Here is a 13,051-nt window from a genome sequence, read left to right as displayed (position 1 = left end):
CGTGTCGGCCCTGTGGCGGATCAACCTTTGGGTCTGCGGATTTTTCGCTCTGGTCACCCTGGCGTGCATGGGGTTGCTGGTGCATCAAGCGCTGGCGGACGTGGAGCGCGAGCTGCAATCCGCCGAGGCGGTGGTCGAGTACCTGAGCGAAACCGCCGAGCGTGATCCCGCCAGCCTCCAGCCACGATTGACGGGCAGCTTGCGGCATGTGCGGGTGCGCTGGCTGGAGCCCGACGCAGCGGCACGCCTGCCGGTTCAGGTCGGGCTCGATGCATGGCTCGGGCGTCTGTTGTTCGCCGAAGCCCGGTACAGCGCTCGGGTCCTGGATTTGCGTGATGGCCGGCGCGTACAGATTGCGGTCGATCCGCGGGATGAGATCGACGAAGTCTGGGATTCGCTGCAGCAATTGCTGGGCCTGTGTGGCCTCGCCTTGATCTTGAGTCTGCTCACCATCCGCTGGGCCGTGCGCCGGGGCATGGGGTTGCTCGACGAATTGTTGCGCGCGTTGCAGCAAGTCTCGGGCGGCCAGCTCAAGGTGCGATTGCGCGCGGAAGGTGTGCCGGAGGCGCGGCAACTGGCGGCGCATTTCAATCGCATGACCGAGGCGTTGGAGCAGGCCCGTGCCGACAATACGCATCTGACCCGGACGTTATTGGCGGTGCAGGAGCAGGAACGCACTCATCTGGCGCAGACCCTGCACGATGATCTCGGCCAGTACCTGGCCGGGATACGCGCCCAGGCCTGTCTGTTGCGGCTGGTGACGGATCAACCCGTGGTGATGGAACGCACGGTGCGTGAGCTGGAACACAATTGCGAGCACCTGCAACAGGGCTTCCGGGCGCTGGTGCATGACCTCTATCCGGTGGTGCTGCAACACCTGCCGTTGGCCGAAGCCTTCGGCCTGCTGGCGGAGCAATGGCAGGGGCGGCACGGCATTGATTGCCAGCTATGCATCTGCGCGCAGATGCCGCCATTGTCCGCGCCGGACAAAACCCAGCTCTATCGCCTGTTGCAGGAAGCGCTGACCAACGTCGCCCGGCATGCGCAGGCCACCCGGGTGCGGATTCGCCTGCAACATCGCGGCGCGCATCTGCACCTGTTGATTCGCGATAACGGGCGCGGCGCCACACAACCGCAGCGGCCCGGCGTCGGTTTGTATTCGATGTACGAACGCGCCCGCAGCCTCGGCGGCAAATTGCGGATCATCAGCCACCCGGGTGCCGGCTGGGCGCTGGCCTTGAGCATGCCTTTGGAGGCGTCGTGAATATTCTGCTGGTCGATGACCATGCGGTGGTCCGTCAGGGCTACGCGAGTTTGTTGCGGGCGTTGTTGCCGGCCATGGAAGTGCGTGAAGCCGCCACCGGCGAAGAAGCGCTGATCCGGGTTCAGGAAGCCGTGCCGAACCTGGTGATCATGGATTTCGGCTTGCCGGGGATCAGCGGGCTGGAAACCACCCGGCGTTTGCGTCAACGACTGCCGCAACTGCGGGTGCTGTTTTTCAGCATGCACGATGAACTGCCCTTGGTGCGCCAGGCGCTGGACGCGGGTGCCTCGGGTTATTTGACCAAGAGCTCGGCGCCGCAAGTGCTGATCGAGGCGGTGCAGCGGATCCTCGCCGGCCACGCCTACATCGAACAGCCGCTGGCCACCCAACTGGCGTGCCATTCGCAACAGGACACCAGCGACCCGCGATTGCAGAGCATGACCCAGCGCGAACTGGAGATTTTCGTGATGCTCGCTAAAGGCACCCCGGCCCGGTTGATCGCCGAACAGTTGAGCATCAGCAGCAAGACCGTCTCGAACCACCTGACCTTGCTCAAGAGTAAATTGCAGGTCACGTCCCATGCCGAACTGGTGCATTTGGGGATTGATATGGGGGTGGTGCGGGTGGCGGTTTAATTCAATCCACCGCAGGATCCTGTGGGACCGAGCTTGCTCGCGATGAGGCCAGTCAATTCAATGATGATGGTGATTGTCAGGCCGCCATCGCGAGCAAGCTCGCTCCCACAGGGTCAGGTGCCAGTCGGTTGGATCGGTTACTTATCCCAGGTCGTCGGGCAACCGGTGCAGCCTTCCATATTGGCATCCTGAAAATTCGCATAATGTTGCCGCGAACCACTGAGGTTGGCCTGCTCCAGATTGCTTTCACTTAATTTGGCTTCTTGCAGATTGGCATCACTGAGGTCTGCACTCTTGAGGTCTGCCTTGCTCAGCCAGGTCATTTCCAGGTCCGCGGCGCGCAGATTGGCGTTGTGCATTCTCGCGCCGGAGAGGCGGGCGAATTGCAGGTAGGCGCCGCTGAGGTTGGCGTCCTGGAATTGCGCGCCTTGGGCAAACATCCCCCAGCCCTGGATCGCCATCAGCGTCGCGCCAGTGAAATCCGCCAGACGCAGGTTGCTTTGTTGCAGGCTGGCGCGGGTCAGGTTGGCGCCTTGCAGTTGCGCTTTTTCCAGGTTGGCGAGGTCGAGTCGGGCGTGCCGCAGGTCGGCATCGCGCAGATCGGCGCCGCTGAGGTTCATGTTGCGCAGGTCCTGATTGCTCAGGTTCGCGCCTTTGAGATTGGCGCCGGGGCATTGGCTGTGATCGGCGATGGTGCAGCCGTTGATGATGAGTGGGGAGTCGTCGCCGTCGTCGGCTAAAACCGGGAGGGCGGCGAACAGAAATAATAGAGGCAGATACTTCATGGCAAGTCCTCGGAAGGTGGAGGGCAGCTGGATATACAAAAAACAACGGCTATGTGGGTTCCTGTGGCGAGGGAGCTTGCTCCCGCTCGGCTGCGCAGCAGTCGTAAATCCAAACAACTCGGTGTTGCTGGAAAATGAGGGGGCCGCTTCGCAGCCCAGCGGGAGCAAGCTCCCTCGCCACAGAAAACCTTGTTGAGCACCAGAAAGCCCCCTGTGTGCACAAGGGGCCAGCGGATTACTGCTGCGCAGTCTTGTTATCCCAACTTGGAATCTTGAACACCCAGAACGACCCGCCCTGAGCCACCGGTTTGGTCAGCTCGGCCATGTCACCGCCCCACAACGGCACCGCGCCGCCGTAACCGACCGTCACGCCGACGTACTGCTCGCCATCCTGTTCCCAGGTGATCGGCGGCGAGACGATGCCGCTGCCGGTCTGGAACTTCCACAGCTCCGCGCCGGTTTTTGCGTCGAAGGCCTTGAGGAAACCGTCGCCGGTGCCGGTGAACACCAGGTTGCCTTTGGTGGCCAATACGCCGGCCCACAGCGGCAGCGCTTCTTTGTGTTCCCAGATCACTTTGCCGGTGGTGGGGTTCATGGCGCGCAGGGAGCCGACGTGATCGTCGTACATGCGCTTGATGCGGAAACCCATGCCCAGGTAGGCCGAGCCCTTCTTGTAGTTGACCTCTTCGGTCCAGTATTCCTCTTTCCACTGGTTGCCTGGGATGTAGAACAGCCCGGTGTCCTGGCTGTACGCCATCGGGTTCCAGTTCTTGCCGCCGAGGAACGGCGGCGACACTTCCACCGACTTGCCCTTGGTCTCGCCCGGTAACGGTTTGGCCGGACGCTGGCCTGGATTTTCCACCGGTTTGCCGGTCTTGAGGTCGATGTGGCTGGCCCAGGTGATGTTGTCGACGAAGGGGAACGCGTTCTGCAATTTGCCGTTGTTGCGATCGACCACATAGAAGAAACCGTTGCGGTCCGCATGGCCGGTGGCTTTGATCGTCTTGCCGTCCTTGTCCTTGTAATCGAACAGCACCAGCTCGTTGTTGCCGGAGAAATCCCAGGCATCGTTTGGCGTGTGCTGGTAGAACCATTTCACCTCGCCGGTGCTCGGGTCGACGCCGACCTGGCCGGAGGTGTAGAGGCTGTCATAGTCGTGAGGATTGCCGTCCTTGGAGGTGCGCGCCCAGGTATTCCACGGGCCGGGGTTGCCGGCGCCGACGATGATGGTGTTGGTTTCCGGATCGAAACTGGCGCTTTGCCAAGGCGCACCGCCGCCGTGGCTCCAGGCCTCGACCTTGCCGGTTTCGGTGGTCGGGTCATCCGGCCAGGATGGCGCCTTGACGTCGCCGGTGGTGGTGCTGTCCTTGCCGTTCAGCCGGCCCATATGGCCTTCGACGAAGGGTCGCATCCAGACTTCTTCACCCGTGTCGGGGTCGCGCGCAAACAGCTGGCCGACCACGCCGAACTCATCGCCGGAGCTGCCGTGAATCAGCAGCACCTTGCCGGTGGTCTTGTCTTTGATCAGCACCGGGGCGCCGGTCATGGTGTAGCCAGCGGCGTGGTCACCGAATTTCTTGTTCCACACCACTTTGCCGGTGTTCTTGTCCAGGGCGATCAGGCGCGCGTCGAGGGTGCCGAAGTAGATCTTGTCGCCAAAGATCGCCGCGCCACGATTGACCACGTCGCAGCACGGACGAATGTTGTCCGGCAGGCGATGGTTGTAGGTCCACAGGCGCTTGCCGGTCTTGGCATCCAGGGCAAACACCCGCGAATAAGAACCGGTGACGTAGACCACGCCGTCGCTGACGATGGCCTGGGATTCCTGGCCGCGCTGCTTCTCATCGCCAAACGAGTAGGACCAGGCCGGCGTCAGCTTGAACACGTTCTTGTCGTTGACCTGGGCCAACGGGCTCCAGCGCTGAGCGTTGGTGCCCATGCCGTATTGCAGCACGTCCTTGGTGGTCAGGTGATCGTTGGCAATGTCTTCCCACGTCACGTTGCGGGTGGGCGTGGCCGGTGCGGTTGCAGCGTGACTTGCAGCACTCAGGGACAGGCTGCCCACCAGCAGAAAAGCCTGCACGGCGATAGACAGAGGGGAAAGGGCGGGTAGCGATCTTATTGTCATGGTTGCAGTTCCCAGTGGAGGTTTTGGCCTGCACAGGGTGGTGCGCCCGGCCGGTTGCCGGATACGGAAAAAGTCCCGCTGTGGCCGGGAAGACTTCCCGAACGGCACCTGATTTGGGTGTGCGTCGCAAGCCCTACTACCAAGGGATTAGACGGCGGCCACCAAAGCAGCATGGGGATTGTGCGAGGCCGGTACCAAGATGGGTGCCATAGCCTCTTCAACGAGGTTTTGCGTGCAATCTTGAGGGCATAACAATGACAACAAAACGCAACGCCTTGCTCGTTGCCGGACTGCTGGCCGGTTTTATCAGTGCAGGCTCCGTCTGGGCCCATGGCAACGTGGTCCCCCAGGCAATCGCCACCCCAGGCCTGACCCCGATCAAGGACGCCGGTGTGCAGGTGGATGCCGATGGTTGGGCAGCGGTGAACCCGTACCGCGCTTCCCCGGAACACGAGAAAGCCGTGGAAATCGGTTCCTCGGCGTACAACCAGAACTGCGCCGCGTGTCATGGCCTGGAAGCCAAATCCGGCGGCATCGCCCCCGATTTGCGCATGCTCGATGTCGGTGAAGCGGGGGATGAATGGTTCGTCGAGCGCGTGCGTCACGGTGCCGTGCGGGATGGCCGGGTCTACATGCCGAAAATGGCCGATTACTTGAGTCAGGAAGCTCTGTGGGCGGTGCGCACCTACCTGGACACCGTTCACGTCGAGGAGTAACCCATGCGCCTGCTCGCTGTATTTTTCAGCGCTGTGTTGCTGTGCTGCCAGACCGTGCAGGCGCAGGTCCGGACCTATGACGAAATGATCGCTGCCGGGGAGCTGAAAGTGGCGGTCTACAAGGACTTCGCCCCCTACAGTTTCGAAGACGCCGGCCAGCCTCGCGGGGTGGATGTCGAGCTCGCCGGAGCCTTGGCCAAAGCGCTGGGTGTGCGCCTGACGCTGATCTGGGCGCCCGCCGGCGAGAAGCTCGATGACGACCTGCGCGACTACATCTGGCGGGCCAGTCAGCTGCATGATCTGCAACTGGCCGACCTGATGATGCGCGTGCCGTATGACCGCGATTACGCGCAAAAACGCAACGAGCTGGGTGAGCTGGAAAACGGCCATGTGGTGATGTTCGGGCCGTACCAGAACGAACAATGGCAGGTCGCTTATGATCGCCGCCGTCTCGACAAGGTGGGCAGCGTCGCGGTATTCGAGCACCACCCGATTGGCGTCGAAGTCGACAGCGTGCCGTCGTTCTACCTGACCTCGGTGTTCAGCGGCATGCTCGCCGGCAAAACCCACCACTATCCCGGTGTGCCCCAGGCGTTCGCCGCCATGAAGGCCGGTGAAGTCGACGCGGTCATGGCCATGCGTGGCGAGATCGACTGGCAAGTTCACCAAGCCAACGATCCGCAAGTGGCACTGGCGGAAAACGCCTACCCGAACATGGGCAAGCAACTCTGGGAGATCGGCATGGCGGTGCATGAGAGCAACCGGCAACTGGCCTATGCCGTGGAAGAGGCGCTGGAGGGCTTGATCCGCGAGGGTGTGGTCAAGACCATTTATGGTCATTACGGCCTGCGCTATGACGTGCCCGAGATGTACCAACCGTGAACTGGCGAACGAGTTGCCTGTTGCTCTGCTGGTTGCCCCTGGCGGCGCACGCTGCCGATATCGAGCCGGGCAAAGACCCGGTGCCCTCGGTGATGTGGGCCTTCTACCACAAGCAGATGCTCGGCAATGCACCGTTTGTGTTCGATGACCGGGTCAAGCTGCTGGCGCCGCCGTTCGCCGAAGATGCCCGGCAAGTGCCGCTGGAAATCGACGCCCGGGCGTTTAAAGGCGAGGTGGTGAAAATCCTTGCCTGGGCGGAACTCAATCCGCTGCCGAAGATTGTTGATTTCCAACCCCTCGACCGCGTACTGCCGTGGCTGTCGATCCGCATCCGTATCGAGCAAGCCACGCCGTTGCGCGCTGCGGTGCTGACCCGTGACGGCCTCTGGCATGTCGGCTCGACGCTGATCGATGCGGCGGGCGGTGGTTGCACCGCGCCCAGCGTCGTGCGCACCGAGCCAGGCTGGGAAGAGCACATCGGCGAAGTATTGGGCGGTCGTTATCCGCGCGGCGAGTTCAGCCGGGTGCGCTTGCAAGTGGCGCATCCGATGGACAACGGCATGGTCAGCGGCATCCCGGAATTCTTCATCAACCATGCCGAACTGCGCGATCAAAACGATCAGCTGCTGGCCCGACTGGAGCTGTTTCCCGCCGTCAGCGAGAACCCTAACCTGGCCTTCGACATCGAAGGGGCAGGGCAGACGCGCCTGGTGCTGCGCGACAACAGCGGCAATCAGTTCGATGCGGCCATACCCTGACCCCAAGGAGCGCGTGATGCGCTGGATGCTGCTGCTGTTGTTCATCAGCCTGAGCCTGCCGGCTCTTGCGGACCTCGACTATGTACTCAAGCCCCGGCAGATCGCTGAAGACACCTGGCTGCTGGAAGGCAGCACCGACAATTTTGCCAAGGCCAACGGCGGCAACATCGTCAATACCGCGTTCATCGTCACTGAGCGCGGGGTGGTGGTGATCGACACCGGGCCGTCCAGACGTTATGGCGAAGCAATGCGCAAAGCCATCGCCGCGACCACCGATAAGCCGGTGATTGAGGTGCTGCTGACCCATCACCACCCGGACCATGTGCTGGGCAATCAGGCCTTCAGTGATGTGCCAATCGGCGCGCTGGCTGGCACCACCGAGCTGTTGCATCGGCAGGGCGACGCCATGGCCGAGAACATGTACCGACTGGTGGGGGACTGGATGCGTGGCACCGAAGTGCTGCTGCCGACCCGGACGCTGGACCCCGGCGTATTGAATTTTGGGAATCACGATCTGCGCCTGCTGAGCCTGGGTGGGCACACCGGTGCGGATCTGGCTATTCTCGACCAGAAAACCGGCGTGCTGTTTGCCGGGGACCTGGTGTTTTACCAACGGGCGCTGACCACGCCCAACAGTCCGGGGCTGGCGGTGTGGCTGGCGGACATCGCCACGCTTCAAGGCCTGCCGTGGACGCTGATCGTGCCCGGCCATGGGCCGGTGGCCAGCGATCCGCAACCGTTCTTGCAAATGCGCGACTACCTCGGATGGCTCGATCAGCTCATGCGTGATGGTGCGGCCAATGGCAGCGACATGAGTGAGATGATCCGCAGCCCCATTCCCGAGCGGTTTGCTGGCATCAGCCTGAGTCGCTATGAGCTGATTCGCAGTGTCAGTCATTTGTATCCGCGCTATGAGCGCGCGCAGATGACCCGAGTCGATTCCGCCGCGGATAAGTGACCAACACAAATCCCCTGTGGGAACGGGCTTGCCCGCGATGGCATTCTTGCAGTCGACATCAATGTCGAATGTTCTGGCCCCATCGCGGGCAAGCCCGCTCCCACAGGGACCGATGTCGATCACAAGATCCGGTGTTCATCTCCTCCGACCCGCTACTAAGGAACTAGCAATCTCAACACTGCGGGTAATTGTTGCAAGGGCGGCGGCGGCCAAGAATCTGCACCAGACCGGGAAAATTTCCCGGGTATAACAAAAACCGCAGAGGCAGCCGTCATGACCGAACCCGCACGTCGCCAACCCTTCGTCTTGAGCCTGTTGCTCAGTGCCATGCTGTTGTCCGGCACCGCGCTGGCCGGCGTCACCGACCAGGACATTCTCCAGGACCCCAAGAACCCGGAGCAGATCGTCACCAACGGTCTGGGCGTCCAGGGTCAGCGCTACAGCCCGCTGGACACCCTCAACGTCAACAACGTCAAGGACCTGCGTCCGGTCTGGGCGTTCTCCTTTGGCGGGGAAAAACAGCGCGGTCAGCAAGCACAGCCGATGATCAAGGACGGCGTGATGTACATGACCGGTTCCTACTCGCGGGTGTTTGCCGTGGATGCGCGCACCGGCAAGAAGCTCTGGCAATACGATGCGCGCCTGCCCGATGACATCCGTCCCTGCTGCGACGTGATCAACCGTGGCGTCGCGCTGTACGGCGACCTGGTGTTCTTCGGCACCCTCGACGCCAAGCTTGTGGCCCTGAACAAGGACACCGGCAAAGTGGTCTGGAGCAAGAAAGTTGCCGACCACAAAGAAGGCTATTCGATCAGCGCCGCGCCGTTGGTGATTAACGGCAAACTGATCACTGGCGTGGCCGGTGGCGAATTCGGCGTGGTCGGCAAGATCGAGGCCTACGACCCGAAAAACGGCGATCTGCTGTGGACCCGACCCACGGTTGAAGGCCACATGGGTTACACCTACAAGGACGGCAAAGCGGTAGAAAACGGCATCTCCGGCGGCGAAGCCGGCAAGACCTGGCCTGGCGACCTCTGGAAAACCGGCGGCGCGGCGCCTTGGCTCGGCGGTTATTACGACCCGGAAACCAACCTGCTGCTGTTCGGCACCGGCAACCCGGCGCCATGGAACTCGCACTTGCGCCCTGGCGACAACCTCTACTCGTCGTCGCGTCTGGCGCTCAACCCGGACGACGGCACCATCAAGTGGCACTTCCAGAGCACGCCCCACGACGGTTGGGACTATGACGGCGTGAACGAGCTGGTGTCGTTCAACTACACCGAAGGCGGCAAAGAGATCAAAGCCGCCGCGACCGCGGACCGTAACGGTTTTTTCTACGTGCTGGACCGCACCAACGGCAAATTCATTCGCGGCTTCCCGTTCGTGGACAAGATCACCTGGGCCACCGGCCTGGATAAAGAGGGCCGGCCGATCTACAACGAAGCCAGTCGTCCAGGCGCGCCAGGCACCGAAGCCAAAGGCAGTTCGGTGTTCGTCGCCCCGGCGTTCCTCGGCGCGAAAAACTGGATGCCGATGGCCTACAACAAGGACACCGGATTGTTCTACGTGCCGTCCAACGAATGGGGTATGGACATCTGGAACGAAGGCATCGCCTACAAGAAAGGCGCGGCGTTCCTCGGTGCCGGTTTCACCATCAAGCCGTTGAACGAAGACTACATCGGCGTGCTGCGTGCGATCGATCCGAAGACCGGCAAGGAAGTCTGGCGCCACAAGAACTTCGCGCCGCTGTGGGGCGGGGTGCTGACCACCAAGGGCAACCTGGTGTTCACCGGCACGCCGGAAGGTTTCCTCCAGGCCTTCAACGCCAAGACCGGCGAGAAAGTCTGGGAATTCCAGACCGGCTCCGGCGTCCTCGGCTCGCCTGTGACCTGGGAAATGGACGGCGAACAATACGTCTCCGTGCTGTCCGGCTGGGGCGGCGCTGTGCCGTTGTGGGGCGGCGAAGTGGCCAAGCGCATCAAGGACTTCAACCAGGGCGGCATGCTCTGGACCTTCAAACTGCCGAAAGACCTGGTCGCCAAACACTGACCCTGAAACCACCGCATAACCCCTGTGGGAGCGAGCTTGCTCGCGATGACGTCGGCACATTCAATATTAATGTCGACTGGCAGACCGCTATCGCGAGCAAGCTCGCTCCCACAGTGGACTGGGTGAAATCTACTACCAAATAACGAGAGTCCCCCTGCCAACGGCGCATTCGTCTGGCGCGCGGGGCTCTCTACTATCGGTTCATCGCCTGTTTGCCCGACAGGCATCGACCCAGACAGAGGCCCACCATGATCTACGCACAACCTGGCACACCCGGCGCCGTCGTTTCCTTCAAGGCGCGCTACGGCAATTTCATCGGCGGCGAGTTCGTTGCCCCGGTCAATGGCGAGTATTTCACCAACACCTCGCCGGTCACCGGTGAAGTCATCGCCGAATTCCCGCGCTCCAACGCCGCCGACATCGAAAAAGCCCTCGACGCAGCCCATTCGGCGGCGGATGCCTGGGGCAAGACCTCGGCGCAGGATCGCTCGTTGGTGCTGCTGAAAATCGCCGACCGCATCGAACAGAACCTGGAAATTCTCGCCGTCACCGAAACCTGGGACAACGGCAAGGCCGTGCGCGAAACCCTGAACGCCGACGTGCCACTGGCCGCCGACCATTTCCGCTATTTCGCCGGCTGCATCCGCGCCCAGGAAGGCGGTGCCGCCGAGATCAACGAGTTGACCACCGCCTATCACTTCCACGAGCCGCTGGGCGTGGTCGGGCAGATCATCCCGTGGAACTTCCCGCTGCTGATGGCCGCGTGGAAACTCGCCCCGGCCCTGGCCGCCGGCAACTGTGTGGTACTCAAACCCGCCGAGCAGACGCCGCTGTCGATCATGGTCTTCGCCGAACTGATCGCCGACTTGCTGCCACCCGGCGTGCTGAACATCGTTCAGGGTTTCGGTCGCGAAGCGGGTGAGGCGCTGGCCACCAGCAAGCGCATCGCCAAGATTGCCTTCACCGGTTCCACGCCGATTGGTGCGCACATCATGAAATGCGCGGCCGAGAACATCATTCCAAGCACCGTGGAGCTGGGCGGCAAGTCGCCGAACATCTTCTTCGAAGACATCATGCAAGCCGAGCCACAGTTCATCGAGAAAGCCGCCGAAGGCCTGGTGCTGGCGTTCTTCAATCAGGGCGAAGTCTGCACCTGTCCATCCCGGGCCCTGGTGCAGGAATCGATCTACGAGTCGTTCATGGCCGAGGTGATGAAAAAGATTGTCAAGATCAAGCGCGGCAACCCGCTGGACACCGAAACCATGGTCGGCGCCCAGGCGTCCGAGCAGCAATACGACAAGATCCTCTCGTACCTGAAAATTGCCCAGGAGGAGGGTGCCGAGCTGCTCACCGGCGGCGCGGCCGAACGCCTTGAGGGCGACTTGTCGACGGGTTATTACATCCAGCCGACCCTGCTCAAGGGCCACAACAAAATGCGCGTGTTCCAGGAAGAAATCTTCGGCCCGGTGGTGGGTATCACCACCTTCAAGGACGAAGCCGAAGCCCTGGCGATTGCCAACGACAGCGAGTTCGGACTCGGCGCCGGCCTCTGGACCCGCGACATCAACCGCGCCTACCGCATGGGCCGGGCGATCAAGGCCGGACGGGTCTGGACCAACTGCTACCACTTGTACCCGGCGCATGCTGCGTTCGGTGGCTACAAGAAGTCTGGTGTCGGCCGTGAAAACCACAAGATGATGCTCGACCACTATCAGCAGACCAAAAACTTGCTGGTGAGCTACGACATCAACCCGATGGGGTTCTTCTAACCCCGCAAGTACACCGCAAAAACCTGTGGGAGCGGGCTTGCCCGCGATAGCGGTCTGACAGTCAACATCAAGGTTGAATGTTTCGACCTCATCGCGGGCAAGCCCGGCTCCCACAGTGTTATGTGTGGTTTTGAAGGCTGTGCAAACACCCCCTACCAACGCATGCCGCCACCTCGTTCCAAAGTAGCATTCGATCACTCGGCGCCCCGTGCATTAATGGCTTTACCGGAATTGCCCGGCACAAGAAGAGGATTGACCCATGTGGAATAAACCCGCGTTTACCGATCTGCGCATTGGTTTTGAAGTAACGATGTATTTCGCCAACCGTTGATTGTCCACCCGGCCAACCTTGGCGTTGGCCGGGCCTGCCTTCTGGAGCCTCCCATGCACATCCGCGTTCTCGGTTCCGCCGCTGGTGGCGGTTTTCCGCAATGGAATTGCAACTGCCGCCAATGCGCCGGGATGCGCAATGGCAGCCTGCGGGCGCAACGGCGCACGCAGTCGTCGATTGCCCTGAGCGACAACGGTGTGGAGTGGGTGCTGTGCAATGCGTCACCGGACATTCGCGCGCAGCTTGAGGGTTTTCCGGTGCTGCAACCGGCCCGCCGCTTGCGCGATACGGCGATCGCCGCGGTCGTGCTGCTGGACAGCCAGATCGACCATTGCACCGGCCTGTTGAGCCTGCGCGAAGGCTGTCCGCATTCGGTCTGGTGCACGGAACGCGTTCATCAAGACCTGAGCAGTGGTTTTCCTTTGTTCACCATGCTTGAGCACTGGAACGGCGGGTTGCACTGGCAACCGGTCGGGCTGGACCGTGAACCGTTCAGCATCGCCGCCTGCCAACACCTGCAATTTCGCGCGATTCCCCTGGTGAGCAACGCACCGCCGTACTCGCCCAATCGTGGCCATCCGCAACCGGGCGACACCATCGGTTTGTTTATCGAAGACCGGCGCAGCGGCGCCAGCGTGTTCTATGCCCCGGGCCTTGGGCAAATCGACGACGAAGTGCTGAGCTGCATGCAGCGCGCCGATTGCCTGCTGCTGGACGGCACCCTGTGGCGCGACGACGAAATGCGCGTGTGCGAAGTCGGCCAGAGTCTGGGCAGT

At 61.9% G+C, this 13,051-nt stretch carries 12 protein-coding genes; 10 read left to right on the top strand and 2 right to left on the bottom strand.

The genetic code is table 11. The features are described from left to right. Position 1 precedes the first annotated feature (1 nt). Complete coding sequence (locus K0F88_RS08520; RefSeq protein WP_094471959.1) at positions 2-1,264, top strand: HAMP domain-containing sensor histidine kinase; 1,263 nt, start codon at positions 2-4, stop codon at positions 1,262-1,264. Then, complete coding sequence (locus tag K0F88_RS08515; RefSeq protein WP_094471960.1) at positions 1,261-1,899, top strand: response regulator transcription factor; 639 nt, start codon at positions 1,261-1,263, stop codon at positions 1,897-1,899. The genes K0F88_RS08520 and K0F88_RS08515 overlap by 4 nt, the downstream gene beginning before the upstream one ends. Positions 1,900-2,036: 137 nt before the next feature. Here the strand turns inward: K0F88_RS08515 and K0F88_RS08510 are convergent, their stop codons facing one another. After that, a complete protein-coding gene (locus K0F88_RS08510) occupies positions 2,037-2,684 on the bottom strand; it encodes a pentapeptide repeat-containing protein (RefSeq protein ID WP_094471961.1) in 648 nt (215 codons plus the stop codon). A gap of 235 nt (positions 2,685-2,919) precedes the next feature. Next, on the bottom strand, positions 2,920-4,812 hold the full coding sequence (exaA, locus tag K0F88_RS08505) for a quinoprotein ethanol dehydrogenase (protein WP_094471962.1): 1,893 nt from the start codon (positions 4,810-4,812) through the stop codon (positions 2,920-2,922). Positions 4,813-5,066: 254 nt separating this feature from the next. Here exaA and pedF point away from each other — a divergent pair, with 254 nt between their 5' ends. From pedF to pqqB, 8 genes are all read left to right on the top strand, one after another. After that, a complete protein-coding gene (gene pedF, locus K0F88_RS08500) occupies positions 5,067-5,528 on the top strand; it encodes a cytochrome c-550 PedF (RefSeq protein WP_077749292.1) in 462 nt (153 codons plus the stop codon). Between the two features lie 3 nt (positions 5,529-5,531). Next, on the top strand, positions 5,532-6,410 hold the full coding sequence (locus tag K0F88_RS08495) for an ABC transporter substrate-binding protein (protein ID WP_094471963.1): 879 nt from the start codon (positions 5,532-5,534) through the stop codon (positions 6,408-6,410). Then, positions 6,407-7,168, top strand: coding sequence for a quinoprotein dehydrogenase-associated SoxYZ-like carrier (locus K0F88_RS08490; RefSeq protein WP_094471964.1), 762 nt, complete (start codon positions 6,407-6,409; stop codon positions 7,166-7,168). Before K0F88_RS08495 ends, K0F88_RS08490 begins: the two co-directional genes overlap by 4 nt. 16 nt (positions 7,169-7,184) lie before the next feature. Then, positions 7,185-8,126 carry a quinoprotein relay system zinc metallohydrolase 1 gene (locus K0F88_RS08485; RefSeq protein ID WP_094471965.1) on the top strand — a complete coding sequence of 314 codons (942 nt, stop codon included), beginning with the start codon at positions 7,185-7,187 and terminating at the stop codon, positions 8,124-8,126. Between the two features lie 273 nt (positions 8,127-8,399). Beyond that, positions 8,400-10,175: a PQQ-dependent methanol/ethanol family dehydrogenase gene (locus tag K0F88_RS08480; RefSeq protein WP_094471966.1), complete on the top strand. Its 1,776-nt coding sequence runs from the start codon at positions 8,400-8,402 to the stop codon at positions 10,173-10,175. A gap of 248 nt (positions 10,176-10,423) precedes the next feature. Further along, on the top strand, positions 10,424-11,944 hold the full coding sequence (locus tag K0F88_RS08475) for an aldehyde dehydrogenase family protein (protein WP_219094821.1): 1,521 nt from the start codon (positions 10,424-10,426) through the stop codon (positions 11,942-11,944). A gap of 259 nt (positions 11,945-12,203) precedes the next feature. Continuing rightward, on the top strand, positions 12,204-12,275 hold the full coding sequence (pqqA, locus tag K0F88_RS08470) for a pyrroloquinoline quinone precursor peptide PqqA (RefSeq protein WP_010455123.1): 72 nt from the start codon (positions 12,204-12,206) through the stop codon (positions 12,273-12,275). 53 nt (positions 12,276-12,328) lie between these two features. Next, positions 12,329-13,051 (top strand): pyrroloquinoline quinone biosynthesis protein PqqB (gene pqqB, locus K0F88_RS08465; RefSeq protein WP_219094820.1); only part of this gene is annotated, 723 nt, incomplete at its 3' end.

This window comes from Pseudomonas sp. UMAB-40 (assembly GCF_900095275.1).
Taxonomy (GTDB): Bacteria; Pseudomonadota; Gammaproteobacteria; order Pseudomonadales; family Pseudomonadaceae; genus Aquipseudomonas; species Aquipseudomonas mandelii_B.
The sequence above is the reverse complement of the archived record's forward strand: the minus strand, read 5'-3'. Positions and strand labels throughout refer to the sequence as shown.

What these genes read in the sequence shown, in the direction of transcription:
- pedF (WP_077749292.1), top strand. Translation starts at nt 5,067, where the DNA reads ATGACAACAAAACGCAACGCCTTGCTCGTTGCCGGACTGCTGGCCGGT.
- K0F88_RS08480 (WP_094471966.1), top strand. Translation starts at nt 8,400, where the DNA reads ATGACCGAACCCGCACGTCGCCAACCCTTCGTCTTGAGCCTGTTGCTC.
- K0F88_RS08495 (WP_094471963.1), top strand. Translation starts at nt 5,532, where the DNA reads ATGCGCCTGCTCGCTGTATTTTTCAGCGCTGTGTTGCTGTGCTGCCAG.
- exaA (WP_094471962.1), bottom strand. Translation starts at nt 4,812, where the DNA reads ATGACAATAAGATCGCTACCCGCCCTTTCCCCTCTGTCTATCGCCGTG.
- K0F88_RS08475 (WP_219094821.1), top strand. Translation starts at nt 10,424, where the DNA reads ATGATCTACGCACAACCTGGCACACCCGGCGCCGTCGTTTCCTTCAAG.
- K0F88_RS08485 (WP_094471965.1), top strand. Translation starts at nt 7,185, where the DNA reads ATGCGCTGGATGCTGCTGCTGTTGTTCATCAGCCTGAGCCTGCCGGCT.
- K0F88_RS08510 (WP_094471961.1), bottom strand. Translation starts at nt 2,684, where the DNA reads ATGAAGTATCTGCCTCTATTATTTCTGTTCGCCGCCCTCCCGGTTTTA.